The organism is Streptomyces sp. NPDC002133, assembly GCF_040296405.1.
Classification (GTDB): domain Bacteria; phylum Actinomycetota; class Actinomycetes; order Streptomycetales; family Streptomycetaceae; genus Streptomyces.
The window spans coordinates 98,583-124,263 of the sequence record NZ_JBEOXF010000009.1 but is presented as its reverse complement, the minus strand read 5'-3'; the positions used below and the strand labels follow the sequence as shown (position 1 = coordinate 124,263).

General features: G+C 72.0%; 22 protein-coding genes and 1 pseudogene. 13 read left to right on the top strand and 10 right to left on the bottom strand.

The genetic code is table 11. The features are described from left to right. Positions 1–25: 25 nt before the first annotated feature. The 4 genes from ABT078_RS13375 to ABT078_RS13360 all read left to right on the top strand — a co-directional run bounded on the left by ABT078_RS13375 (position 26) and on the right by ABT078_RS13360 (position 4,256). Positions 26–1,642 carry a 4-coumarate--CoA ligase family protein gene (locus ABT078_RS13375; RefSeq protein ID WP_351227022.1) on the top strand — a complete coding sequence of 539 codons (1,617 nt, stop codon included), beginning with the start codon at positions 26–28 and terminating at the stop codon, positions 1,640–1,642. Beyond that, positions 1,639–2,373 carry an enoyl-CoA hydratase family protein gene (locus tag ABT078_RS13370; RefSeq protein ID WP_351227020.1) on the top strand — a complete coding sequence of 245 codons (735 nt, stop codon included), beginning with the start codon at positions 1,639–1,641 and terminating at the stop codon, positions 2,371–2,373. Before ABT078_RS13375 ends, ABT078_RS13370 begins: the two co-directional genes overlap by 4 nt. Beyond that, positions 2,361–2,939 carry a TetR/AcrR family transcriptional regulator gene (locus ABT078_RS13365; RefSeq protein ID WP_351227018.1) on the top strand — a complete coding sequence of 193 codons (579 nt, stop codon included), beginning with the start codon at positions 2,361–2,363 and terminating at the stop codon, positions 2,937–2,939. Before ABT078_RS13370 ends, ABT078_RS13365 begins: the two co-directional genes overlap by 13 nt. Before the next feature lie 273 nt (positions 2,940–3,212). Further along, positions 3,213–4,256, top strand: a complete 1,044-nt coding sequence (locus ABT078_RS13360; protein WP_351227016.1) for an isopenicillin N synthase family dioxygenase — start codon at positions 3,213–3,215, stop codon at positions 4,254–4,256. Positions 4,257–4,302: 46 nt separating this feature from the next. On the opposite strand, the gene ABT078_RS13355 is transcribed toward ABT078_RS13360, so the two are convergent. Further along, the gene (locus tag ABT078_RS13355) at positions 4,303–5,409 is read right to left on the bottom strand and encodes a citrate synthase 2 (RefSeq protein WP_351227014.1); all 1,107 of its coding nucleotides are present in this window, start codon (positions 5,407–5,409) and stop codon (positions 4,303–4,305) included. 443 nt (positions 5,410–5,852) lie between these two features. On the opposite strand from ABT078_RS13355, the gene ABT078_RS13350 reads away from it, so the two are divergent. Next, positions 5,853–6,608 (top strand): RRXRR domain-containing protein, encoded by a 756-nt coding sequence (locus ABT078_RS13350; protein ID WP_351227012.1) that lies wholly within the window; start codon positions 5,853–5,855, stop codon positions 6,606–6,608. A 299-nt stretch (positions 6,609–6,907) separates the two neighbouring features. Continuing rightward, complete coding sequence (locus ABT078_RS13345) at positions 6,908–7,102, top strand: hypothetical protein (RefSeq protein WP_502981212.1); 195 nt, start codon at positions 6,908–6,910, stop codon at positions 7,100–7,102. 42 nt (positions 7,103–7,144) lie between these two features. Here the strand turns inward: ABT078_RS13345 and pdxH are convergent, their stop codons facing one another. Further along, positions 7,145–7,804, bottom strand: a complete 660-nt coding sequence (gene pdxH / locus ABT078_RS13340; RefSeq protein WP_351227010.1) for a pyridoxamine 5'-phosphate oxidase — start codon at positions 7,802–7,804, stop codon at positions 7,145–7,147. A 219-nt stretch (positions 7,805–8,023) separates the two neighbouring features. Here pdxH and ABT078_RS13335 point away from each other — a divergent pair, with 219 nt between their 5' ends. After that, positions 8,024–9,436, top strand: a complete 1,413-nt coding sequence (locus tag ABT078_RS13335; RefSeq protein WP_351227008.1) for a PAS domain-containing protein — start codon at positions 8,024–8,026, stop codon at positions 9,434–9,436. A gap of 96 nt (positions 9,437–9,532) precedes the next feature. On the opposite strand, the gene ABT078_RS13330 is transcribed toward ABT078_RS13335, so the two are convergent. Continuing rightward, the gene (locus ABT078_RS13330; protein ID WP_351227006.1) at positions 9,533–10,321 is read right to left on the bottom strand and encodes an SIS domain-containing protein; all 789 of its coding nucleotides are present in this window, start codon (positions 10,319–10,321) and stop codon (positions 9,533–9,535) included. Between the two features lie 160 nt (positions 10,322–10,481). On the opposite strand from ABT078_RS13330, the gene ABT078_RS13325 reads away from it, so the two are divergent. Together ABT078_RS13325 and ABT078_RS13320 are read left to right on the top strand one after the other, a co-directional pair. Continuing rightward, positions 10,482–11,174, top strand: a complete 693-nt coding sequence (locus tag ABT078_RS13325; RefSeq protein WP_351227004.1) for an iron-dependent transcriptional repressor DtxR — start codon at positions 10,482–10,484, stop codon at positions 11,172–11,174. Positions 11,175–11,733: 559 nt separating this feature from the next. Beyond that, positions 11,734–12,597, top strand: coding sequence for an alpha/beta fold hydrolase (locus ABT078_RS13320; RefSeq protein WP_351227002.1), 864 nt, complete (start codon positions 11,734–11,736; stop codon positions 12,595–12,597). A gap of 157 nt (positions 12,598–12,754) precedes the next feature. On the opposite strand, the gene ABT078_RS13315 is transcribed toward ABT078_RS13320, so the two are convergent. From ABT078_RS13315 to ABT078_RS13300, 4 genes are all read right to left on the bottom strand, one after another. Beyond that, positions 12,755–13,192, bottom strand: a complete 438-nt coding sequence (locus ABT078_RS13315) for a subtilase-type protease inhibitor (RefSeq protein WP_351227000.1) — start codon at positions 13,190–13,192, stop codon at positions 12,755–12,757. A 555-nt stretch (positions 13,193–13,747) separates the two neighbouring features. Continuing rightward, positions 13,748–15,352, bottom strand: coding sequence for a transporter (locus ABT078_RS13310; protein WP_351226998.1), 1,605 nt, complete (start codon positions 15,350–15,352; stop codon positions 13,748–13,750). 47 nt (positions 15,353–15,399) lie between these two features. Beyond that, entirely contained in the window at positions 15,400–16,245 is an 846-nt protein-coding gene (locus ABT078_RS13305; protein ID WP_351226996.1) for an ABC transporter ATP-binding protein, read from the bottom strand. Between the two features lie 42 nt (positions 16,246–16,287). Beyond that, complete coding sequence (locus ABT078_RS13300) at positions 16,288–16,971, bottom strand: bifunctional DNA primase/polymerase (RefSeq protein WP_351226994.1); 684 nt, start codon at positions 16,969–16,971, stop codon at positions 16,288–16,290. A 317-nt stretch (positions 16,972–17,288) separates the two neighbouring features. On the opposite strand from ABT078_RS13300, the gene ABT078_RS13295 reads away from it, so the two are divergent. Then, a complete protein-coding gene (locus ABT078_RS13295; RefSeq protein WP_351226992.1) occupies positions 17,289–18,671 on the top strand; it encodes an NsdA family TPR-like regulatory protein in 1,383 nt (460 codons plus the stop codon). A gap of 125 nt (positions 18,672–18,796) precedes the next feature. Further along, positions 18,797–20,293 carry a hypothetical protein gene (locus ABT078_RS13290; RefSeq protein WP_351226990.1) on the top strand — a complete coding sequence of 499 codons (1,497 nt, stop codon included), beginning with the start codon at positions 18,797–18,799 and terminating at the stop codon, positions 20,291–20,293. Between the two features lie 434 nt (positions 20,294–20,727). Here the strand turns inward: ABT078_RS13290 and ABT078_RS13285 are convergent, their stop codons facing one another. Next, on the bottom strand, positions 20,728–22,011 hold the full coding sequence (locus tag ABT078_RS13285) for an ABC transporter substrate-binding protein (RefSeq protein WP_351226988.1): 1,284 nt from the start codon (positions 22,009–22,011) through the stop codon (positions 20,728–20,730). A gap of 264 nt (positions 22,012–22,275) precedes the next feature. Between ABT078_RS13285 and ABT078_RS13280 the strand changes: the two genes are divergently transcribed. Both ABT078_RS13280 and purU read left to right on the top strand, forming a co-directional pair. Continuing rightward, positions 22,276–22,722, top strand: coding sequence for an SCO4402 family protein (locus ABT078_RS13280; RefSeq protein WP_351227129.1), 447 nt, complete (start codon positions 22,276–22,278; stop codon positions 22,720–22,722). 92 nt (positions 22,723–22,814) lie between these two features. Beyond that, a complete protein-coding gene (purU, locus tag ABT078_RS13275; RefSeq protein ID WP_351226986.1) occupies positions 22,815–23,666 on the top strand; it encodes a formyltetrahydrofolate deformylase in 852 nt (283 codons plus the stop codon). Between the two features lie 86 nt (positions 23,667–23,752). On the opposite strand, the pseudogene ABT078_RS13270 reads toward purU, so the two are convergent. Both ABT078_RS13270 and ABT078_RS13265 read right to left on the bottom strand, forming a co-directional pair. After that, positions 23,753–25,010, bottom strand: a pseudogene (locus ABT078_RS13270) (zf-HC2 domain-containing protein). Continuing rightward, a complete protein-coding gene (locus ABT078_RS13265) occupies positions 25,007–25,591 on the bottom strand; it encodes a sigma-70 family RNA polymerase sigma factor (protein ID WP_351227127.1) in 585 nt (194 codons plus the stop codon). The pseudogene ABT078_RS13270 and the gene ABT078_RS13265 overlap by 4 nt, the downstream one beginning before the upstream one ends. Positions 25,592–25,681: the final 90 nt, after the last annotated feature.

Here is a 25,681-nt window from a genome sequence, read left to right as displayed (position 1 = left end):
CCATCGCCGAAGGGCTGCAGCTGCCATGGTGATCACCAGCGAGTACGCGGACGTCCCTGCCGTCTCCCTCCCCATCCACGACGCCGTCCTCGGCCGCGCCACCGAGTACGGCGACACCGTCGCGCTCATCGACGGGGCGGGCGACATGACGATCACGTACGCACAGCTCGACACGTTCCACCGCCGTATCGCCGCCGCGCTCGCCGACGCGGGCGTGCGCAAGGGCGACGTCCTCGCCCTGCACAGCCCCAACACGGTCGCCTACCCGACGGTCTTCTACGCCGCCACGCGCGCCGGGGCATCCGTCACGACCGTCCATCCGCTCGCCACGGCGGAGGAGTTCGCCAAGCAGCTGCGCGACTCCTCCGCCCGCTGGATCGTCACCGTCTCCCCGCTCCTCGAGACGGCCCGCCGCGCCGCCGAACTCGTCGGCGGCATCGAGGAGATCTTCGTCTGCGACCAGGCGGAGGGGCACCGCTCGGTCCTCGGCATGCTCGGCTCCACCGCTCCGGAGCCGGACATCGCCGTCGACCCGGCCGAGGACATCGCCGCCCTCCCGTACTCCTCGGGCACCACCGGCGTCCCGAAGGGCGTCATGCTCACCCACCGGTCCATCGCCACCAACCTGGCCCAGCTGGAGCCGTTCATCCCGATGAAGCCCGGCGACCGCATCCTCGCGGTGCTGCCGTTCTTCCACATCTACGGCCTCACCGCCCTGATGAACGCCCCACTGCGCAACGGCGCCACCGTCGTCGTGCTGTCCCGCTTCGACCTCGAACAGTTCCTGGCCGCGATAGAGAAGCACCGCATCAACGGCCTGTACGTCGCCCCGCCGATCGTCCTCGCCCTCGCCAAGCACCCGGCGGTCGCGCAGTACGACCTGTCGTCGCTGGAGTACATCGTCAGCGCCGCCGCCCCGCTCGACGCCCAGCTGGCCCAGGCCTGCTCGGCGCGGCTGAAGCTGCCGCCGGTGCGGCAGGCGTACGGCATGACCGAGCTGTCGCCCGGCACCCACGTCGTGCCGCTGTCCGCCGCGACCCCGCCGCCCGGCACCGTCGGGAAGCTCCTGCCGAACACCGAGATGCGGATCCTCTCGCTCGACGACCCGGGCCGGGACGTCGAGCCCGGCGAGGAGGGCGAGATCGCGATCCGCGGCCCGCAGGTCATGAAGGGGTATCTCGGCCGCCCCGAAGCCACCGCCGACATGATCGACGCCGAGGGATGGGTGCACACCGGCGACATCGGGCGCGTCGACGAGGACGGCTGGCTGTTCGTCGTCGACCGGGTCAAGGAGCTCATCAAGTACAAGGGCTTCCAGGTCGCCCCGGCCGAGCTGGAAGCCCTGCTCCTCGCCCACGAGGGCATCGCCGACGCGGCGGTGATCGGTGTGTACGACGCCGACGGCAACGAGGTCCCGAAGGCGTACGTCGTGCGACAGACGGCCGCGACCGGCCTCTCGGCCGACGACGTCATGGCGTACGTCGCCGAACGCGTCGCCCCGTACAAGAAGGTCCGCCGCGTCGAGTTCATCGGCGGAGTGCCGCGGGCCGCGTCGGGGAAGATCCTCCGGCGCGAGCTGCGCGACCGCGAGACGGAACAGGCGCAGGGAACACCGGAGAAGTCGGAGATGGGGACCACGTGACACTGATCGGCACGGCGTGCGAGCGCGGCATCGCGACGCTGACCCTGGACTCGCCGGCGAACCGCAACGCGCTGTCCGCGCGGCTCGTCGGCGAGCTCGCCGACGCGCTGACGGCCTGCAGCAAGGACCCTTCCGTACGGGCGATCGTGCTCACCCACACCGGGAGCACCTTCAGCGCGGGCGCCGACCTCAAGGAGCCGCCCAACCCCTACACCTTCGTCGCGCTGCTCCGGCAGATCGTCGAGTCGGCCAAGCCGGTCGTGGCACGGGTGGCGGGGCACGTGCGGGCCGGGGGACTCGGCCTCGTCGGCGCCTGCGACGTCGCGGCCGCGACGGCGGGGTCGGACTTCGCGTTCACCGAGGTGCGGATCGGGGTCGCCCCCGCGGTGATCTCACTGCCGCTGCTGCCACGGCTGGAGCCCCGCGCGGCCGCCCGCTACTACCTCGGTGGTGAGCGTTTCGACGCCGCCGAGGCCGCCCGGATCGGACTCGTGACGGCGGTCGGCGAGGACGTGGACGCGGTTCTCGCGCCCCTGCTCGACGGCTTCCGCAAGGCCTCACCGGGTGCCCTGGACGCGACGAAACAGCTGCTCACGGCTAGGGTGCGGGAGACCTTCGACCGCGACGCGGAGGATCTCGTACAGCGCTCGGCGTCGCTCTTCGCCTCGGCGGAGGCGCGCGAGGGGATGACCGCCTTTCTCGAACGACGGGATCCCGCATGGGTGTTGTGACCACTCCGAAGCAGGACCGCAGCCGGGTGACCCGGCAGCGCCTGCTGGAGGCGGCCGTCGCCTGCCTGGCCGAACGCGGCTGGGCAGGCTCGACCGTCTCGGTGGTCGCCGAGCGCGCCGGGGTCTCCCGGGGCGCGGCACAGCACCACTTCCCGACCCGGGAGGACCTGTTCACGGCCGCCGTCGAGTACGTCGCGGAGGAGCGCTCCTCCGCGCTCCGGGCCCTTCCGGTGCAGAACCGGGCGGCCGTGGTCCAGGCCCTCGTCGACCTCTACACCGGCCCCCTGTTCCGCGCCGCCCTGCATCTGTGGGTCGCCGCCTCCAACGAGGAGCAATTGCGCGGCCGGGTCACCGAGCTGGAGGCGCGCGTCGGCCGCGAGACCCACCGGATCGCCGTCGAGCTGCTGGGCGCGGACGAGTCGGAGCCGGGGGTGCGGGAGACGGTCCAGGGCCTGCTGGACATGGCCCGGGGGCTGGGCCTGGCGAATCTGCTGACGGACGACGCGGCGCGGCGGGGGAGAGTGGTGGCCCAGTGGGGGCGGCTGCTGGAGCAGGCGCTGGGCTGACAGCCCGGATCCGCCCGGTGTGACCCGGGCCACCCGCACGTGCCGCGTTCGCGTCGTACCCTTTCCGCATGCTTCCGCTCGTACGCCGCCGCCACGTGGACTTCCTCCGCGTCACGAGCATGGGCTGTCGGACCTCTCTCTGACCTCCGACGCAAGCCCCCACCCCACCCCATCCGGCCCACCGGCCCCCGCTCCACCCGGGCGGACACCGGCGGTACGAGTTCCCGGTCATCGCCGGGACCGGCGACCGGACCAGACACAGCGGACGCATCCATGTCTCACCCGTCTCACCCACAGGACTACGCGCAGCTCCCGGTCGTCGACCTCTCCGCGGCCGACCGCGGCCCCGCCGCCCGCGCCGAGCTGCACGCCCGGCTCCACAGCGCCGCCCACGACGTCGGTTTCTTCCAGCTGACCGGGCACGGCGTGACCGACGCCGAGACCACCGCGCTCACGACCGCCATGCGGGACTTCTTCGCACTCCCCGAGGCCGACCGGCTCGCCATCGACAACGTCAACTCACCGCACTTCCGCGGGTACACGCGCATCGGTGACGAGCGCACCGGCGGCAGCCGTGACTGGCGCGACCAGCTCGACATCGGGGCGGAGCGGCCCGCACACACCCCCGGTCCCGGCGAGCCCGCGTACTGGTGGCTGGAGGGCCCCAACCAGTGGCCCGCCGCGCTGCCCGGGCTGCGTACCGCCGCGCTCGCCTGGATCGACCGGCTCAGCGGGGTCGCCGAGAAGCTCCTGCACGAGCTGCTCGCGGCGATCGGCGCGCCCCCGGACTTCTACGACGACATCTTCGGCGACCGCGCGCACCTGCACCTCAAGCTGGTGCGGTATCCGGGAAGCGCGCCCGGCAGCTCGGGGGACGGGGCGGGCCAGGGCGTCGGCGCGCACAAGGACTACGGCTTCCTCACCCTGCTCCACCAGGACCGGATCGGCGGGCTCCAGGTGCAGCGCGAGGACGGTGCCTTCCATGACGTACCGCCGCTGCCCGGCGCGTTCGTCGTCAACCTCGGCGAGCTTCTCGAAGTCGCCACCAACGGCTATCTGCTCGCCACCAACCACCGCGTGGTCAGCCCGCCCGGTGCCACCGAGCGGTACTCCGTGCCGTTCTTCTACAACCCGCGCCTGGACGCCCGGATCGCGCCGCTGCCGTTCCCGTACGCGGCGGACGCGCCCGGCGTCACCACGGACCCGGCCAACCCGCTGTTCGCCGAGTACGGCCGCAACGAGCTCAAGGGCAAGCTGCGGGCGCACCCGCTGGTGGCCGCCCGCCACCATGCGGCGCTGGTGGATCGGGCGGCGTAACCGGGCACCGGACGACCGGGCGCGGGGCGGAACCGGACGGCGCTTGCTAGGCCCTGTCCGCGATGTCGGCGTAGCCCTCGATCTCGCGCGGGTCGCGAGAGCCGGGGCCGATGTACCGGGCGGACGGGCGCACCAGGCGGCCCGTCCGCTTCTGCTCCAGGATGTGCGCCGACCAGCCGGCCGTACGGGCGCACGTGAACATCGACGTGAACATGTGCGCCGGGACCTCGGCGAAGTCCAGCATGATCGCCGCCCAGAACTCCACGTTCGTCGCCAGGACCCGGTCCGGGCGGCGGTTGTGCAGCTCCTCCAGCGCGGCCTTCTCCAGCGCCTCCGCGATCTCGTAACGCGGCGCACCCAGGTCCTTCGCCGTACGCCGCAGCACGCGGGCGCGCGGGTCCTCGGCCCGGTACACACGGTGACCGAAGCCCATCAGCCGCTCACCCTTGTCGAGGGCCTTCTTCACGTACGCCGTGGCGTCGCCGGTGCGCTCGATCTCCTCGATCATGCCGAGGACACGGGACGGCGCACCGCCGTGCAGCGGGCCGGACATGGCGCCGACCGCGCCGGACAGGGCTGCCGCCACATCGGCACCGGTCGAGGCGATGACGCGGGCGGTGAAGGTCGAGGCGTTCATGCCGTGCTCGGCGGCCGACGTCCAGTACGCGTCGACGGCCTTGACGTGCTTCGGGTCGGGCTCGCCGCGCCAGCGGATCATGAACCGCTCGACGACCGACTGCGCCTTGTCGATCTCGCGCTGCGGCACCATCGGAAGGCCCTGCCCGCGGGCACTCTGTGCCACGTACGACAGCGCCATCACGGCGGCCCGCGCGAGGTCGTCGCGCGCCTGAGCCTCGTCGATGTCGAGGAGCGGTTTCAGGCCCCACACGGGCGCGAGCATCGCGAGCGCGGACTGGACGTCGACGCGGATGTCACCGGAGTGGACCGGGATGGGAAACGGCTCTGCGGCCGGCAGACCGGGGTTGAAAGCGCCGTCGACCAGCAGGCCCCACACGTTCCCGAACGACACACGACCGACGAGATCCTCGATGTCGACGCCGCGGTACCGGAGCGCGCTGCCTTCCTTATCCGGTTCGGCGATCTCCGTCTCGAACGCGACGACTCCTTCGAGTCCGGGTACGAAGTCGGACATGAGGCGGCTCCTCGTGAGTTCGGTTCGGGTCGCACCGGTGGTCGAACCGGATCGGTCTCCCCGGTGATGCCCCGCGCGGGGGGTGGTCACCCCAACCGCGTCGTAGGAAGGCCACAGTGGCCCAGCGCATGATTTTGGCCGGTTCCGACGATGCGGGGAAGCGTGACATCCGGCACAGTCCGCCGATCCGGTCCCGGAGGATTAGCGGCACTCGGTGCCGGGCAAACTCCGCCTCCGCGGTACCACTGCCTGCGCTCGCGCGTTCGAGAGTTCCGCATGGATCACACATGCGTGCGCTAAATCCGTCCCTAGTCGCACGATCCGATAGGGAGATGACCAGCGTCGCAAAGCGTTACCGGACGAGCGAGGTCACTCGCTCCCAGCACTCTGAGTGACCAGCCCCAGTCATCACGATCGCGAGATCACGAGGAGGTGTTACTTCGATGACTACGTTTCCTGCGGGCGAGAAGACCCACCAGGCTGTGCTTCCTCAGCAGCCCGCTCTGGAATCCGTGGGAGCAGACACCCCTGGGAGCAGGGACGAAACGGCTCACGGACACCCCGCCACCGCGTGGGGCACCGGCAGGGAACATGGGCGAGGGGAGACCGACGGGAACAGCACCACGTCCCGTCGGCGTCACGCCGTACAGGCAGAGATCGGGGACGGTGACGTTCCCACGCAGGGCAACACATATGAAGGCGGCACAGGCACAAGCAGGGTCTTCGTGCTCGACAAGCACGGACACCCGCTCATGCCATGCCACCCCGCTCGTGCACGCGAACTCCTCACCAAAGGCCGCGCCGTCGTCGCGCGCCACACGCCGTTCACCATCCGCGTCAAGGACCGCACGCACGCCGCATCAGAAGTCGAAGGGGTCCAGTTACGGATCGACCCGGGCTCCAAGGGGGCGTGGTTCGTACGCTCGCACCACGCCCGACCGCTATGGGTTCCCCCGACTGCAGCGCCCGCGCCGCAAGCAGCACTATGGCTTCGCCACCGGCGACCTCGTCCGCGCCACCGTGCCCACTGGCCAGTGGACGGGCACCTGGTCCGGGCGCGTTGCCGTTCGTGCCACAGGACGCCACAGCGTCACCGCCCCGACTGGGCGCATCGACACTTCCTACAAGTATCTGTCGTTGCTCCAGCGGGCCGACGGTTATTCGCACGCCCATCGCAAAGAGGCACAAAAATGGGTTGAGGCGCTGTCCGGGGGTTCCTAGTGTGGGGTACACACTGAAAGGAGGTGATCCGGAAGTGATTTCTTTTCGGACTCGTGAGGTGACTGCGGGCTGACGGCCCGTCGTCGCACATCGTGCACCTCGGCAGGCGTCTGCCGAAATCCAAGCAGTCACCGACCCGCGGGCTCGCCGGTACGTCCGGCCGGCTTCCTCCTCGGAGGAGACCAGAGCCCGCGGGTTTCTGCGTTCCAGGACGCTTCCGGACGAGCAGCGGGCGTTCGCGGCGGCGGAGGACGTCCCCTTCCCGCTGCTGTCGGACATGGACACGCGGCTGGCCGCGGCGCTGCGGCTGCCGACGTTCCGGGCCGGGCAGTCGCTGCGGCTGAAGCGGGCGGTGCTGGTGGTGGACCGGGAGCGTACGGTCCGGCACGTGCAGTTCCCGGTCATGGACATTCCGGGGGCCGTGGAGACGGCGCTGGAGCGGGGGCGTGAGGTGGCTGCGGTCTCGGGGTGACGGGGTCACGGCCTACGCGTGACGGGTCGCGGGTGACGGCCGTCAGGGTGACAGGCGCTCCACCCGCCAGCCCGAGGGCTCCTCGGCCGTCCGTACGTACCGCAGCCGGTCGTGCAGCCGGTTCTCGTGCCCCTGCCAGAACTCGACCGTCTCCGGTGTGACCCGGTAGCCGCCCCACTCCGGTGGCACCGGGATCTGCTCGCCTGCCGGGTGGCGGGCCGCCAGCTCCTCGTAACGCTGGAGCAGCTCCGTCCGTGAGGCGATCACCGAGGACTGGGCGCTCGCCCAGGCGCCGAGCTGGGAGCCGTGCGGGCGGGTGCGGAAGTAGGCGGCGGTCTCGTCGCGTCCGACGCGGGTCACCGTGCCGTTGACGATGACCTGGCGGGCGAGCGGATGCCAGGGGAAGAGCAGCGAGACGTACGGATTGGCGTCGAGCTCGCGGCCCTTGCGGGAGGTGTAGTTGGTGTAGAAGACGAAGCCGCGGTCGTCGAAGTGCTTGAGCAGCACCGTGCGGGAGGAGGGCCGGCCTTCGGCGGTGGCCGTGGAGACGATCATGGCGTTCGGCTCGTGGAGGTGTCCGGCCGCGGCGTCCTTGAACCAGTGGACGAACTGTTCCATCGGCTCGGCGGGCAGATCCGCCTCGTGCAGCGGGGTCGAGCGGTACTGCTCGCGCATGGCGGCGGGGTCGAGAGCGTCGGTCACGTGGTCATCCTGCCCTAGGCGCGCGAGCCGTCCGGCGGATCCCTCCCGCTCCCCGGCGCCTCCCGCGGTGGCGATGGTTGGCTCCGCCATGGCGCCAGGCGCGGTGGGTTTTCCGAGGAGCAACGATTTCCAGGAAATTCGTGTGTCCTGCATCACGTTCCAGTTGAATGGCCGAGCGTGCGCCCGCACGTGAGTACACGTCCTGCAGGGGGTGCCGGGATGAGTGCGTCCAGGAGTGAGACCGCCCGTGCTCTGGGGCCTGACGAGCCGGAACGGGAGCCGGAGCGGGTCGGGCCCGGGTCGGATCTGCTTGCCGCGTTGCTCGACGGGATGGACGCGGCACTGTGCGCGTTCGACGCGGACGGCGTGATCACGCACTGGAACCGGGAGGCCGAGCGGATCCTCGGCTGGTCGCCGGAGGAGGCCGTGGGGCGGCGCGGGTTCGCGGGGTGGGCGGTGCGGTCCGCGGACGCGGACGAGGTGCAGGGGCGGCTGATGGGCGCGATGCAGGCGCCGGGGCGGCAGGTGCACGAGTTCGCGCTGCTGCGCAAGGACGGCGGGCGGGTGCTCGTACGGACGCAGTCGGCGGGCGTGCGCGGGGCTGACGGAAAGCCGGCGGGGGTGTACTGCGCGTTCAGCGAGGTGCATGCGCAGATCGACCTGGAGCGGTCGATCGCGCTGAGCGAGGCGCTGTTCGAGGACGCCTCGTGGGGCGTCGTCCTCGTGGACGTGGATCTGCGGCCGACCGTCGTCAACGGGCACGCGGCCCGGATGCTCGGCTCCGGCGTGCGGACGCCGCTGCTGGGGCGACCGCTCGGTGAGCTGATCGTGCAGGGCGTGGAGGAGCTGGAGGGCGCGCTGCACCATGTGCTCGCGGAGGGGGCGCCGGGGGCGCTCGCCGAGCTGTGGGTGACGGTGCGGACGGACGAGGGGGACAGCAGGCGGTGCTGGCGCAGCGGGTTCCTGCGGCTGGCGTCGCCGCTGGCGGAGGAGCCGGTGCCGCTGGGGGTCGGTTGGCTGTTCCAGGACGTGACGCAGGCGAAACTCGCGGAGCAGGACGCGGACCGGCTGCGGTTCCGGTTCAGCCAGCTGCACCGGGCGGCGCGGGCGGCCGCGGAGTGCGAGGACCCGATGGAGGCGGCGACGGCGCAGATGGACTTCGCGCTGGCCGGATTCGCGGATCACGCCCTGGTCGACGTGGTGGCGGCCGGGGACGCGCGCGAACGGCTCGTACGGGCCGCGGCGACGCCCTCGGGTGCGCCGGGGCCGGTCGCGCGCGTGGCCGGTGCCGGGATCCCGGTGCGCTATGCGCAGGGACATCCGGCCCTGCAGGCGATGGACCGCACCGGCTCGGTGCGGGCGAGCGCAGGAGGGGGCAAGGCAGGAGGGGGCAAGGGCGGACCGGAGGCGTGGGCGGCGGAGCGGCAGTGGCCCCGCGACGCGGTGCACGCCCTGTGCACGGTGCTGCGCAGCCGCGGGCGCACGCTGGGCGTGCTGACGTTCCTGCGGGCGGCGAACCGTCCGGCGTTCGAGCGCCCGGACGCCGTGTACGCGGAGAGCGTGGCGACGCGGGTGGCGGCGGCGCTGGACCTGTCGGGCGTGCGGGGATCCGGGGTGCAGGGGCAGCCGTGAGCCGTGATCTCACGTCGCTGTGGTCTCACGGCACCGTGATGTGACCGCGCTGCGGTCTCATGGCGCTGCCGGGCGTGAGACCCGGACGTGCGCGGCTCAGCGCCGGTAGAAGATCCGGTCCCCGTACGCGTCCATGACGCGCCCGTTCCACTCGTGGCCGCCGTCGACGTTCCCGGACCGCAGCAGCGGCGGCTCGATGCCGCGCGCGACGAGCTCGCCCGCCGCGGCCGCCATCGTCGCCTGCATCAGCGCGCTCGTGACGACGGTCGAGGCCGGGGCGAAGGGGGCCTCGATGCCCTCGGCGGTCAGTTCCGCGTCCCCGACCGCGATCTTCGAGTCGAGGACGATGTCGCAGTGGTCCTTGAGGTACGTACCGGAGACGTGCCGGGAGGGGGTGCCTCCCGTGCCCGAAGGACCATGGGGGAGGGTCTCCGTCGCGTACGCCACCGACGTCACACCGATCACCGTCAGGCCGAGGGCCCTCGCGTGCATGGCCATCTCGACCGGGAGGGCGTTGCGGCCGGACAGGGAGATGATGACCAGCAGGTCGCCGGAGCGGGCGGGGCTGGAGTCGAGGACCGCACCCGCGAGGCCGTCCACGCGCTCCAGCGCGGAGCCCAGTGTGGCGGGCATGACGTCGACACCGACGACGCCCGGCACGGTGAGCAGGTTCATGAGGGCGAGGCCGCCGGCGCGGTAGACCACGTCCTGGGCGGCGAGCGAGGAGTGGCCCGCGCCGAAAGCGAAGAGCCGACCGCCCGCGGCGACGGTGTCCGCGATGGCGGAGCCGGCGGCGGCGATGGTGTCCGCCTCCTCGTCGCGCACGCGCTCGAGGAGGCCGATCGCGGCGTCGAAGAACCGACCGGCCAGCTTGTTCTCGCTCATTGCGGTGGCCCCTTCTCGTCGTGTCGCGGATCACGTTGCGGTCCGGACCATGGCTCTGTCAATACGGGTTCTCACGGTGGGGCCCGGTTGTCAGTGCTATGCGTCAGAATTGAGGCAGGGCCAGCGCACGATTCTTTTGTCACAGCATCGAGGGGCACGTATGTCCGGACTGATCGACACAACGGAGATGTACCTCCGCACCATCCTCGAGCTCGAAGAGGAAGGCGTGGTCCCCATGCGCGCCCGGATCGCGGAGCGGCTCGACCAGAGCGGCCCCACGGTCAGCCAGACCGTGGCGCGGATGGAGCGCGACGGACTGGTCACGGTCGCGGGTGACCGGCACCTGGAGTTCACCGACGAGGGCCGGCGGCTGGCGACGCGCGTGATGCGCAAGCACCGGCTCGCCGAGTGCCTCCTGGTCGATGTGATCGGCCTGGAGTGGGAGCAGGTCCACGCCGAGGCGTGCCGCTGGGAGCATGTGATGAGCGAGGCGGTGGAGCGGCGCGTGCTGGAGCTGCTGCGCCACCCGACGGAGTCTCCGTACGGCAACCCGATCCCGGGTCTGGAGGAGCTCGGCGAGAAGGCGGAGGCCGACCCGTTCCTGGACGACTCCATGGTGAGCCTGGCCGAGCTGGACGCGGGCGCCGAGGGCAAGACGGTCGTGGTCCGGCGGATCGGCGAGCCGATCCAGACGGACGCCCAGCTGATGTACACGCTGCGGCGTGCGGGCGTGCAGCCCGGCTCCGTGGTGAGCGTGACGGAGTCCGCGGGCGGTGTGCTCGTGGGCAGCAGCGGCGAGGCGGCGGAGCTGGAGGCGGACGTGGCGTCGCACGTGTTCGTCGCGAAGCGCTGACGTCGCGGTTTCGCCTGAGCGGCCCGAGGCCTTCCCCCTGGCGTCCCGGCGCTCCTGGAGTTCTTGATGCGCCCGCACCGCGCATGCGGTGCGGGCGCGGTCATCCCTGCCCCCCGTGCGCGGTGCGGGCGCGACTGATGCGTTCGCACTCATGGACACACGTGAGAACGCGCTTTCCGGCCGGAATAGCAGCGCCCGGGCGATTCGCGTGCGACGCTGAGCTGAGGCATATGGCTGGGGGTGGCGCATGCCGTACCGACACAGGGAGGGCCCCGGCGCCCAAGGGCGCCGGGGCCTGTCCTCCCCTGTGCGACCCGGAGCCCCGAGCTCTCAGGGTCGCTCCCCTCGGACCGGTTTCCCCGAGCGGCCCGCCTCCCGCAGAAGATCTCCCCTCGGCGACGCGCGTCAATCCTTGAGCATGGTCACTCGAACGAGGGGTGTTCGTCGCGGGATCACGGTTTTCGAATGGAAGTTCGATAGTCTGGCGTGACTCGATCGCTTGTCGATCACTGCTTGTTCGCTTCGGAATCCGCGGGGGACAGAAGGGGGTGCCAGAACCATGGCGCGGCGCATCGACGTGACGGGAGCGGACGGCGTACGCCTCGCTGCCTGGGAGTTCGCCGATCCGCCCAAGGGGCGCGGTGAGACGGACCGCACCCAGGGCGTGTTATTGCTCCACGGGCTGATGGGCCGCGCCTCGCACTGGGCGTCCACGGCCCGCTGGCTCGCCGAGCGGCATCGCGCGGTGGCGCTCGACCAGCGGGGCCACGGGCGCAGCGAGAAGCCGGCGGACGGCTCGTTCACGCGCGGGGCGTACGTGTCGGACGCGGCGGCCGCGGTGGAGCACCTGGGCCTCGCCCCGGTCACGCTCATCGGTCACTCCATGGGCGCCCTCACCGCCTGGCAGCTGGCCGCCGAGCGGCCGGACCTCGTCCAGGCCCTGGTCATCTGCGACATGCGCGCCTCCGCACTGGGCGCGGCCTCCCAGCGGGAATGGGAGGACTGGTTCCGCAGCTGGCCCGTCCCCTTCGCGACCCTCGCGGACGTCCGCAAGTGGTTCGGCGAGGACGACCCCTGGGTCGAGCGCCCGAACCCCGCGCGCGGTGAGTTCTTCGCCGAGGTGATGGCCGAGGGCACGGACGGCTGGCGCCCGGTTTTCTCGCGCCGCCAGATGCTCACCTCCCGCGAGACCTGGGTCCACGACGCCCACTGGGACTCCCTCGCCCAGGTCCAGTGCCCCACGCTCGTCGTCCGCGGCCTCGACGGCGAACTGGGCCGCGCCGAGGCCCAGGAGATGGTCCGCGTCCTCCCCCGCGGCCGGTACGCCGAGGTCCCGGACGCCGGCCATCTCGTCCACTACGACCAGCCCGCCGCCTGGCGCGGCGCGATCGAGTCGTTCCTGGACGGCGTTCTGACGCCGTGACAGGAGCGTCCGTGACGGGAGCCGCCGCGCTGCTCGTCCCGCGCCGGCCGCGCCCTGCCTCGCTCTCGTGCACCGGTTGACGCCGGCCGGGAGCGCGGCGGACCGGGACCACCGTCATTGACCCGGTCCGCCGCGGCGGGGAGGTGGCTCGGATGGCTCAGAAGGCGAAGACCGCGGCCTCGGTGAGGCTCGAGCGCATCTCGCACGCGTTGCCGTACGTGGCCGACCAGCTGACGCGCTTGCCCTGCCAGACACCGTCCGCGGTGATGGTCACCGGGTCCCACTGACGGGTGCACGGGCCGCCGACCGCGCGGGACAGCTGACCGAACTCGCCGTCCACCGCGTTCAGCTCCTTGCACGCCGCCGTGGGCGAGGGGTGGGTGCCGCCCGGGGTCGGCGCACAGCTCAGCGTCACCGCGCGCTCGGCGGTGACCGTCGCGGCCTGGTCGCCCTTGCCGACCGTCAGCACCAGAGCCGACGGCGGGTAGAGCCCGGCCGGCTGGGCGGGCGGCGCCGCGTGTGCGGCCCCGCCCACGGCGAGGAGGAGGGCGGCCGCGGAGGCCGTCGCACCGAATGTGCTGACGATGTAACGCATAGGTGAATCCCTTTCGCTGGTGAGTGCGATTGCGCTCGGGAGTCTTGCTGATGCGTACAGTGATCGCACATCCAGCGCCTGTTTCCGGCCGCACACGTTCCGGTGGGGGGACCGAACGGTCGTTCGGGCAGTTCGGAGGGGGTGCGCGGGATGGACGCCCGAGTGTCCAACATATGGACAAGGTCTGGTGGTACAACCCGAAACGATCCGTTGACCTGCCTGTTTCGGGAATTGGTTCCATCTTGGAGCACTGCCCCACGCGTCCCTTCGACCGGAAAACATCGGGCGTCCGCCTCGGCCGATCGGGTGCTGATTTCTTCGCCGACCTCCGGTGTGTTCGCGCCCGCGGCCCCTGGGCCGATCGGGTTCCGGTGCGCAGTGCCGCATACAGGCGTCACGTCAGCCACGGCGGCGCCGGTGTTGTCGTCCGTCGATGCGCACATCGCATACGAACCCTTCACACCGACCGGCGCCTCTGTCCCGACGTACGCACCCAAGGCGCCCTGGCCCTGTCTGCTGCCGGGGCCCAGGGCGCCTGCGGGGGGCCGCGGCCCGTCAGCCCTTGCTGACCGCCGTCAGGATCTCCGGCAGCCGTTGCGCCGTCTGGGGTGCGGCGACCCGCAGTCCGCCCCATGCCGCGACCGCGCCGTACGCGAGCCCCAGTGGCAGCAGACTCCACAGCGCCGACTCCGCGTTCGCGGCATTCAGCCAGATCGTGAGCCCGATCACCGGGGCGCACAACAGAGCCGAGGCGATCATTCCGCCGAAGATGGAGATCCAGGCCAGCCCGCCCTGACCCGGCGCGACGTTCTTGTACGCGCTGTCCTGCGGGATGGAGTACGGGAAGCGGGCCGACGCCACCGCGCCCGTCGCCAGCATCGAGCCCAGCAGCGCGACCGCCAGTCCGAGCGCCTCCGGGAGTGCCTCCCAGTTGCCCAGGATCGCCGCTGTGACGACGGTGACCAGGACCGTGTACGGAAGCGTGATCAGCGCCAACGCCAGCGCGCGGGCGCGCAGTTCGACGTAGGCGTCGCGGGGTGTCGAGATCGTCTGGGCCACCATCCAGAACGCGGAGGTGTCCTGCCCGAACTGGTTGTACATCTGGATGCCGAGCATTCCCGACGCGAAGCACGCGAAGTAGATCGAGCCGGTGCCCTGAAGCGCGTTGAAGACCGGCACGATGGCACCGATGACCAGCGCCGTCATCCACGCCGTCTTCGTCTTCGGATCGCGCCAGACGTAGCGCAGGCTGCGCTGCATGGCCGTGCCTGTACGCCCGCCGGGCAGCAGCCGGTGCAGCCGGCCCTCGGACGCCTTGCGGCTCGGCTCCGACGCGGCCGCGAGGGTCGAGCCGTCAGGGCTGGTCATCAGCCGGGTGAGGCTGTGCTGCCACGCGTACAGCAGCACACCCAGCGCGGCCACGGACAGCGCCAGCTGCGCAAGCGCCGTACCGTACGAGCCCGAAGCCGCCGAGTCGATCGCGCCGATCGCCGAGGCCGGCGGGAGCCAGCGCGCGACGTCCGCCACCGGTTCCAGCGCCGCGAGGCCGCCCGCCGCGCCGATCCGCTGTGCGCCGAAGGTCGCGAACTGGATGCCCACGCCGATCACCAGACCGCTGAGCACCGCCAGGTCGCGGCCCTTGCGCGAGGTCAGCAGCCGGATGTTGGCCGCCGCGACCGCCCGCGCAAGCGCCACGCACACGAGCAGCGTCAGCGGTACGGCCACCACCGCGACCAGCACCGCTCCCGCGCCGTGCGCCAGCGCCAGCGCGCCGCCCACCGCCAGACAGAGCGTGAACAGCGGGCCGATGCCCACGAGCGACGCCACCAGCAGCGCGGAGACCAGCGGGCGCGGACGCAGCGGCAGCATCACCAGCCGGGTCGGGTCGAGCGTCTCGTCGCCGCTCGGGAAGAAGAGCGGCATGAACGTCCAGCCGAGCGCGAGCACGGCGACCAGCAGCACCACCACCGTGGCCGCGTTCGCCTCGCCGCGGAGCAGGATCAGCCCGATGAGCTGCGCGGCCGCGAAGAGCAGCGCCACGACGGCCGTGGCGACGAAGGCGGCCCGGCGGCCGGTGGACTGGCGCAGCCCGTTGGCGAGCAGCGACAGCTTGAGCCGTACGAACACGGCGGTGAGCGCGGCGGTGGCCGGAGTCGTCATCGGAGCCGCCGTCCGGGGAGTCGGAGTCGTCGCGTCCGTGGCAGTCGTCATCGCGAACCGCCGCCGCCCAGCCAGTCCAGCGAGTCCCCGGTGTCCCGGCCGCTCGCCCCGACCAGCTCCAGGAACGCGTCCTGCAGCGACGACGCCGAGCCCCGTACCTCCTCCAGCGTGCCCTGCGCCCGGATCCGGCCCGCCGCCATCACGGCGACCCAGTCGCAGAGCGACTCCACGAGTTCCATCACATGGCTGGAGAAGACGACGGTCGCCCCGGACGTGGTGTACCGCTCGAGCACTCCGCGGATCGTCTGCGCCGAGACCGGGTCGACGCCCTCGAACGGCTCGTCCAGGAACAGCACCTGCGGATTGTGCAGCAGGGCGGCGGCCAGGCCGATCTTCTTGCGCATACCGGTCGAGTAGTCGACGACCAGCTTGTGCTGTGCCCCCGCGAGATCCAGTACGTCGAGGAGCTGCGCCGCCCGCTTGTCCACCTCGTCACCGGGCAGCCCGCGCAACCGGCCCGTGTAGGCGAGCAGTTCGCGTCCGGACAGCCGCTCGAAGAGCCGCAGTCCCTCGGGCAGCACACCGATCCTGCCCTTGACCTCGACGGGGTCCTTCCACACGTCGTGGCCGGCGACCTCGACGCGGCCCTGATCGGGGCGGAGCAGCCCGGTCACCATCGACAGCGTCGTCGTCTTGCCGGCGCCGTTCGGCCCGACCAGGCCGATGAACTTGCCCGCGGGCAGGGTCAGATCGATGCCCGCGACGGCGATCTGCTCACCGAACCGCTTCCACAGTCCCTCCACGCGGACGGCGGGCGGTGCCGTTTCCGGCGTACCGCCCGCCGACTGGAGCTCTGTGCGGCCCGGTTCCTGGGTCGCATTCTGGTCCGGCATGGTGTGCCGCCCTCCGTTGTCCCCGTATGTACGGGAACAACACTACGATCGGCGTGCCCGCCCGGCGGCTGCCTCCCGTCCACACGCGTAGGCCAGCGGGCTGATGAGCTCCTCCGCGTCCGGCAGCCAGCGGTTGGCCTGCGTGGGGCGGCGGGCCCACTGCACCGCGCCCTGACCGCCGATGCGTGTCGGCGGCGCCGCCACGTAGTGGCCCTCGCCGCGTGCCACCAGGTCGATCGAGCTGGGTGCCCAGCCCAACTTCCGTACCAGATCGAGGGCCTTCGCCGCGCCGCCGGGAAGGACGAAGAACATCATCCGCCGGTCCGGGGTGCAGGTCACCGGGCCGAGCATCAGATCCATCCGCTCCATCCGGGCCAGCGCCAGGAAGCCGGCGGACTCCGGGACGTCCAGCGCGTCGAACGTACGTCCCGCGGGCAGCAGGATCGACGCCTTCGGCTGCTTCCCCCACAGCCGGCGCGCGACGACGGCGCTTCCGGTCGCCTGGCTCGCCCAGTCCGGGCGGGCGGCGTGCGCCCCCGGCGCCTCGCACGCGGGCGCGCCGCAGGAGCACCGCTCCGCGCCGTCGACGGCCTCGAGCCAGGTGCCGGGGAACACGTCCCAGTGGCGGTCCTCCGCATACCGCACGGCGCTGTCCAGCAGCTGTTCGCCCCGCTGCTTGGGGATCTGTGCGGCTTCCACGCCGATGGTCTCTTCCACGATGAACACAACTCCCCCCGTCAGCGCGGGTTACGGGCGCGCACGGGCGGGGGCACGGCGCATCGATCCTGCATTTGGGGCGCATGGGTGCATGGGCGGGGGCGCGCGTGCGGCCGGGGCCGGGCGGGAGGGTAGCCCCTTGCGGGTGAGCGTCATTCACCCGTAATCGTCCGAGCTCAGCGGCATTCTCCGGATAACGCCGGGAAGTTATCAATTGAAGATCATGAACTCGATCGAAGATCGTGATTGAAGATCGCGGGGCGAGCTCGCGGTGGAAGACCACGGTCGGAGATCACGAACCGGGCGGTCCGGTACAGGGGGTAGTCATGGCAGCGAGGCCACTCGTCGCCCGCCAGCCGAACGAACGGCTGCAGGCGCTCATCCAGGAAGCCGCGTGTTCCAACGCCGGGCTGGCCCGCCGGGTCAACCTGGTCGGCGCGGAGCGCGGACTCGATCTGCGGTACGACAAGACGTCCGTGGCGCGCTGGCTGCGCGGACAGCAGCCGCGCGGGCGGGCGCCGGGGATCATCGCGGAGGCCCTGGGCCGCAAGCTCGGGCGCACGGTCACGATCGACGAGATCGGCATGGCGAACGGGAAGAACCTGGCGTCGGGCGTCGGGCTGCAGTTCGCGCCGACCGTGCTCGGGGCGATCGAGCAGGTCTGCGAGCTGTGGCGCAGTGACGTGGGCCGCCGTGACTTCCTGTCCGGGGCGACGGTCGCGGCGTCGGCGCTGGTCGAGCCCAGCCGCGACTGGCTGATCACGGCCGCGGACGCGCAGGTGGCGCGCACGGCGGGGTCACGGGTGGGGGTGTCGGACGTCGAGGCGGTACGGGCGATGACGGAGGCGCTCAAGACGCTGGACCACCGCTTCGGGGCCGGGCATGTGCGACCGGTCGTCGTCCACTACCTCAACAGTGTGGTGTCGGGGCTGCTTTCGGGCTCGTACCGGGAGCCGGTGGGCCGGCAGCTCTTCGCGGCCGTCGCGCGGCTCACCGAACTCGCCGGGTACATGGCGGTGGACACCGGCCAGCCCGGGCTCGCGCAGCGCTACTACATCCAGGCGCTGCGGCTGGCGCAGGCGGCGGGCGACCGCGCGTACGGGGGGTACGTCCTGGCGGCGTCGATGAGCCACCTCGCGGCGCAGCTGGGGAACCCGCGGGAGATCGCTCAGCTCGCGCGAGCGGCACAGGAGGGTGCGCGGGGGCAGGTGACGCCGCGCGCGGAGGCGATGTTCTACGCGGCAGAGGCGCGGGGCCACGCGCTGCTGGGCGACGCCCGGGCCTGCCACCAGGTCGCCGGCAAGGCGCTGACGGCGCTGGAGCGGGCCGGCGCGGAGTCGGGGGACGACCCGGCCTGGATCGCCCACTTCGATCATGCGTATCTGGCCGACGAGCTGGCCCACTGCCACCGAGACCTGGGTGAGGCGGACGCGGCCGCCCGCCTCGCGGCCGACTCCCTGGAGGGCCACCCCGAGTCCCGCGCCCGCCGCCGCGCGATCGGGCTGGTGCTGCTCGCGTCGGCGCAGGTCCAGCAGCGCGAGGTGGAGGCGGCCTGCCGGACGGGCACGCAGGCGGTGGACCTGCTCGGGACACTGAGGTCCGGCCGGGGCGCGGAATACCTGGAGGACCTCCAGTACCGGCTGGAGCCGTACGGGAACGAGCCCGCGGTACGGGAGTTCGCGGCGAGGACGGAGCTGCGCGCGGCGTGAACGGGCGGCGTTGAACAGCGTCTTGCGACGCGATCTTGTTACGGCGGCCACACGTGTGTGCGGAGGGGTTGATGCACCCGGTAGCGTGAACCGACGATTCCGTAGGTTTACGTGTAGGAGTCCCGGTGACGCGAAGCGGACAGGGTGACGAGGCGCAGCTTCCGGCTGCGCAGCCCGCGCACGAAGGTGTCGTGCTGCCCGCGGACGGCAGCGAACCCTGGATACCAGGCGTCAGCGGGGAGCAGGTCGCTCCGGCGGGCGGGGCGCCCTGGGGTCAGCCGTGGGGTCCCGAGCAGGGGCAGCCGCAGCCGTATCAGCAGCCTCAGCCTCAGCAGATGCCGGGGCAGCCCGAGGCGTACGCGCAGCAGATGCCGGGGCAGCCCGAGGTGTACGCGCAGCAGATGCCGGGGCAGCCCGAGGTGTACGCGCAGCAGATGCCGGGGCAGCCCGAGGTGTACGCGCAACCGCTGCCGCCGCACCAGCAGCTCCCGCAGCCGCACCAGGCCGCCCAGCCGTTGCCGCCGTACGACGCCGGGGGCACGGCACAACTGCCGGGCCAGTACGCGCAGACGGGCGGGCAGCTCCCGGCTGCCGCGCCAGACGCGGACGCCACCCAGTACATCGCGCCCTTCCAGCCCGCCGCGGGGGCACCCCTCCCGTACGAGAAGCCCGCCGAGTCGACGCAGCTCCTCGGGATGCAGCCCGCTGCCGCGGGCGGTGACGCGGAGGCCACCCAGTATCTGCCGCCCGTACCGCAGGGCGCCCCGTACGGGGTCCGCCCCGGCGCGCCCGGCGACCGTCAGCCTCCCGCCGAGTTCGACAACCTCTTCCGCAGCGAGGACGCAGCGGCCGGCGGCGGGGCGGAGGCCACGCAGTACCTGCCACCCGTGCCGCCGCAGCCGCACCCTCAGCAGTCGTACGCGCAGCAGTCGTACGAGCCCACGCCGCAGTACCAGCCCCCCTACGAGCCCCCCTACGCGGACGAGCCGCAGCAGCGCAGCCGCTCGCGGGTACCGCTGATCGCCGCGGTCGTCGTCGGCTGCGCCGTGCTCGGCCTCGGCGCGAGCGCGCTGATGTTCGGCGGCGGCGACGACGACAAGGGCCAGAACGACGACAAGACCGTCGCCGCGGCCACCTCGCCCGGCTCGACGGCCGGCGCGGCCGACCCCGCGAAGGGCCAGGCCGAGGCCCTCGACAAGCTCCTCGCGGACAGCGGCGACAGCCGTGACGCGGTGATCGCCGCCGTCGACTCGATCAGGAGGTGCGACAACCTCGACCGGGCCGCCGAGGATCTGCGCGGCGCGGCCGAGCAGCGCCGCGGCCTCGTGACCCGCCTCGAGGGCCTGTCCGTGGACAAGCTCCCGGACAACGCGGCGCTCACCAAGGCCCTCACCGAGGCCTGGGAGGCCTCCGCGAAGGCGGACGACCACTACGCGGCGTGGGCGGGCCAGGTCGACGGCAAGAAGGGCTGCCGCGACGGCAAGGCGCGCCAGACGAGCCAGTCGGCGCAGGCGACGCGGGCCAGCGGCGACGCCACCAAGGCCAAGCAGGAGGCCTCCGGCCTCTGGAACTCCATCGCCACCACGTACGGCCTCACGAAGCGCGAACCCCGGCAGCTCTGACGCCCCCGGGCGCGTCCGTCGCCGAAGGGACTGAGAGTGCGCCCCGGGCCGTGGGGTTGGCCGGGGCGTCCGCCCTCGAGCGCCACCGAGGTGCGCCGGACCGGCGGGTGAGCCGGGGTGTCCCTCCTCGAGCGACGGACGGGCTGGGAAGAGTCCGTATTGCCGAGTGAGCAGGCGTGTCTCCGTCCTGGAGCGCCGGAACGGGCTTCGTGTGTGCCGGTGTCGCCAGGTCGGCCGGGGTGTCCGTCTCGGGACATCGATCGGGCTGGGGATGAGCCCCGTATCGCCCGGGTGCCCGTCCGCGAGCGACGGACGGGCCGGGAATCGGACCGTGCAGCCCGGTGAGCCGGAGTGTCCGCACTCGAACGCCGGGCCCACCCGCCGGTACCGGCGGGTGGGCCCGCGGCGGAGCCGCAAGGCCCCCCGCCCTGCGGCTACGCCGTCGGCGAGTCCCGCATCGTCGTGCTGACGTCGACGAAGCCCTGCTTCTGGGCCACCAGCCGGCCGTCGCGCACCACCTGGAAGGTCACGCTTCGGTTCACCACTCGGGGAAATCCGGGCGTCCCCAGCATGTCCTCGTAGCGCCAGCGCAGCGGCGGGGTGATGCCGCCCGTGTCGACGCGGACGCCGCCGTCGAGGGCGTGGGCGAGCGCGCCGGGGGTGATCTCGGAGCGGTCGAGGGACTCGATGACCTTATTCAGGACCGTGTACGCGATCCACGTGGTCTGCACACCCGCGTCCGCCGCGTCGATCCGGTTGTCGCCGAACGCGTGCTCGCGGATCACTTCGCGCATCGTTCCCCACCGGGTGTCACTCGCGTCCGGGTACCACCCGGTCATGAACGCGCCCTCGAAGGGCCCGCTCGCGCCGCCCATACGGTCGATCAGCGGCTGGTCCACCGAGCTGAGGACCGAGGAGATCCGGACGCCTTCCTTTTCCTCGCTCTCGCGCAGCCGTCGGAAGGAGTCGAAGAACGTCTCCGTACGCTCGCCGAGCACGGCGGTGACGCAGCCGTCGTCGTCGCCCGCCTCGTCGAGCGCCTCCTCGGCCTTCTCCGTGTACTCGGTGGAGTCCTCCGCCGCCTTGACGTCGATGGACGGCTTCCCGTCGCCCCGGGCCAGGCCGGCGTTCAGCAGGACGGGCAGATCGTCGCCCGTGACGCTGTCGGGCCGGACCAGGGAGACCTTCTCGCAGCCGGTGGCGAGCTGCTGCCCGTTGCCGGCGAGCAGCGCGGCCTGGCCGCCGTTGACCGGATAGGAGAGGTAGCTGGTGAACTCCTCCTCGGAGACCCCGTAGCCACCGATGTAGGGAATGCCCGCCGCCTCCAGCGGCGCCATGAACGCGCGGCCGTGCTGGCTGTAGGAGCCGACGACGGCGACCGCCCCCTCCTTCGCCGCGCGCCGGGCGCAGGCGGCGGCGCCGGTCGGCGTGTTGTGTTCGTTGCAGGTGAGGACGCGCAGCTCGTGGCCGTCGATGCCGCCGCGCGAGTTGACGTACCGGGCGTAGGCCTCCGCCATGGCGGGCATCCCGGGCATGTTGGTCGCCTTGGTCTCGTCCGGGGCGAAGGTCATGACGGTGACGGGCTCCCTGGAGTCCCCCGTGGCACCAGGGAGCACACCGCATCCCGACAGCGAGGTTCCGACCGCCGCCATGCACGCGGCGACGAGCGTCGCGGTCCTGTAGGGGCGGGGGGAGGAGGAAAGTCGCCATCCGGTCATGGGCATGCACATTTCCGCCTCGTGGGTAACGCTGGAGTGAGGACACTTCAACGAAAAGTGACCAGAAGGTGAATTGCAGGGGCTGGAGATCACCGAGTTGTGGGGAACGTACGATCGATGCGTGCAAGCTTCGATGCAGTGCCCTCAGTGCCCTCGGTGGGACGGTCTCACGTGCACGAATCCCTCATGGCGGAGCTCGCAAGGACCGAGCTCACGAGGTGAACGTCAATGAACTCTTCCCGTCGCGGCCGTCGCTCCTCCACCATGGGCGACATGCCGCTCAATGACATGCCCTGGTGGCGCTGGCGCAGCAATGTGCGCTCGGCGCTGCACATGCTTTCCGACCCCGCCTTCCACCAGGAGACCTGGCTGGCGGGCCGCGAGGGGTACGGCGACGTCACCGACGCCGTGTACCGGCTGGTCGAGGACACCTGGCTGGACAGCTGGTCCGCCGAAAAGTACGTCGGGACGATCTTCCGGGACTCGGGAGAGGCGGCCCTGGTGGACGTGGCCGTGCTGCGGGTGCTGAGGATCATGCACCAGGTGGGTCCGGACGCGCCGGTGTCGGCGTACATGGAGCACCACGGCTGGCCGGAGGCCGTACGGGCCGCGCGCGAGGCGCACGTACGGCTGGCGACGAACGACGGGGAGGACCCGGACGCGCCGCCGCGGACGCTGGAAGTGCTGCGGATCATGACCCGCTCGGCGTGAGCCGGAGCGTACGTTCCGCCCGGCCGTCCGCCCGGTGTTCCGCCTGACGGACGGGGCCGCCGGTGCCCGAGGGGGTGTGGCACCCTACGAAGATGACCGACCAGTACGTCCTCACGCTTTCCTGCCCGGACAAACAGGGCATCGTGCACGCCGTCTCCAGCTATCTCTTCATCACCGGCTGCAACATCGAGGACAGCCGGCAGTTCGGAGACCGGGACACGGGTCTCTTCTTCATGCGGGTGCACTTCTCGGCCGAGGCGCCGGTGACGGTGGACAAGCTGCGGGCAAGCTTCGCCGCCGTCGGGGACTCGTTCCAGATGGACTGGCAGATCCACCGCGCCGAGGAGCGCATGCGGATCGTGCTGATGGTCAGCAAATTCGGCCACTGCCTGAACGATCTGCTCTTCCGGTCCCGGATCGGCGCGCTGCCGGTGGACATCGCGGCGGTCGTCTCCAACCACACCGACTTCGCCGAGCTCGTCGCGTCGTACGACATCCCCTTCCGCCACATCCCGGTCACCAAGGACACGAAGGCGGACGCCGAGGCGCAGCTGCTGGAGCTGGTGCGGGCGGAGAACGTGGAGCTGGTGGTGCTGGCCCGCTACATGCAGGTGCTGTCCGACGACCTCTGCAAGCAGCTGAGCGGCCGGATCATCAACATCCACCACTCCTTCCTCCCCAGCTTCAAGGGCGCGAAGCCCTACCACCAGGCGCACGCGCGCGGCGTCAAGCTGATCGGCGCGACCGCCCACTATGTGACGGCCGACCTCGACGAGGGCCCGATCATCGAGCAGGAAGTCGAGCGCGTCGGACACGAGGTGACGCCGGATCAGCTGGTGGCGATCGGCCGCGACGTGGAGTGCCAGGCGCTGGCCCGCGCGGTGAAGTGGCATGCGGAGCACAGGATCCTGCTCAACGGCCACCGCACGGTGGTCTTCGCCTAGGCGTACGAGGCGGGGCACGCAGAGGGACAAGTTCCGCCCGTTTGGGCCCGCCCGCCCGCTCGGTCGGTGGTCGCCCGGTCGGACGGTCAGAGCCGAGACAGGGAAGCCGCCGCGAAGAGGACGTCGCGGATCGCCTCGCGGTCGCCGTCCTGGCCGGCCGCGGCCTCGGCGGGCGAGACATGCCCGGCGACGAGCTGGCAGAACTCGACGGCGTCGAGCGCGACTTGGGCCACCGCGTGGCCGGGGTCGCCGAGTGCGGCGGGGGAGTCCAGGGCGATGTACCAGTGGCCGCCGCCCGCGCCCTCGACCTCCAGGTGCAGCGAGCGACCGGGTGAGCCCGCCGTGACCAGGTGGACGGGCGGGGCTCGCGAGGCCGGCGCGGCGGCGGGCGGCCAGGGCCGCGGGGAGCAGCCGGGCCGCCAGGTCGATCATGTGGTGGAGATGCGCGGCGCTCGGCGGATCGTACGGATAGTCCACCGCGTTCGCGATGTCGTCCGCGTGCACCCAGCACTCGAAGGCGCGGTCGAGCAGCGAGTCCCGCAGCGGCAGCGCGAAGTCGCCGTACGACACGGACAGCTCGGCGACCCCGCGGCCCGCGAACGAGACCGTCCGCACCAGCGTGTGGCTCTGCTCGCGCCACGGCATCCGGATCCTCCGCGTCGGCGGGAAGTGCGCGGAGCGCCAGTACCGCTCGGTGCGGTCGGACGGCGAGCGCGGCGCGGCCTCGCCCGCCGGGTCCTCCAGGCCGAGCGCGGACGCGACCAGCCCGTCCACGGACATCAGGTGGCCGATGACACCCGCGACCGTCGTCTTGCGGCTGACCGCCTCCGTGCCGTCGAACCACTTCAGGCGCAGCGGCGTGTGCCACTCCGAGTCGCCGATGTCCCGCAGCAGCGCGTCGAGCCGCGCCGTCTCCGCGTCGTACGGGGTCGCCCACGCGGGCACCGGGATACGGGCGGGCCGGCGGCCCAGGCAGTTCTCCAGCACCCGGGACCGCAGCAGCGGGTCCAGGTCCAGGTCGCGGTCCGTGTGCAGCAGCCCGACCGCGTCGCGCAGCCGCAGCGCCTCGTCCGCGCACGGGGCGCACTCGGTGAGGTGCTCCTCCACGGCCGTGGTCTCCTCGGCGGAGCACGCGGACAGGGCCCACGCGCCCAGCAGGGACTTCAGCACGCCGTGGGGCAGCCGGTCCGTGGCCGCGGGTTCCTCCGGCGGCACCGGCTCGGGCAGGACCGGCGGCGGCGTCAGGTCGTCACCCGCCGCCCGCGGCCCCGGTATGCGCGGCGCGGCACCGGGCCCGTCCTCGGGCTCGTCTGCGTCGCGGCCGTCGTCGAGTGGGCCGGTCACAGCGAGCGTCCGTATCCGGGCGGTGAGGAGCCTTCGACGAGCGGGCGGGTGTTCGCCGTGGACAGCAGCTGAAGGCCGAGCCGGAGCCGCCGCCGTGCCTCGTCCTCCGTCACCCCGAGGTCGGCAGCCGTCTGCCGGTAGTCCCTGCGCTGGACGTAGGCCAGCTCCAGTGCGGCCCGCAGCGGCGCGGGCATCGACGTCACGATGTAGTCGGCGCGGGCGGCGACCGACGCGCGTCGGATCTTCTGCTCCAGATCCTCCGTGGTGCTGCCGCCGCTCTCCGCCTGTACCGCCGCCTCCTGCTCGCGCAGGCGGTGCACGGCCTGGCGGTGGGTGAGCCGGGCCACCCAGGACCGCATGTTGCCCTGTTTGGGGTCGTACGCGTCGGGGTTCTCCCACACATAGCCGAAGACCTCACGGGTCACCTGGTCCGCCGCCGCGTCGTCGTCCAGCACCCGGTGGGCCAGGCTGTGCACGAGCGAGGCGAACCGGTCGTACAGCTCGCCGAGCGCGGCGGCCTCGCCCCGCGCCAGTCGCTGCTGCATCCTGCGGTCCCAGCGGGGTGGTGTGTCCTTGACCATCCGGCGCCCCCAAACCCTCCGCATGTTCGCACCTGCTGCTGCCGTCGTCCTCTCGAATGTAGTGGGCCGCGCCTCCGGCGCACCCGTCTT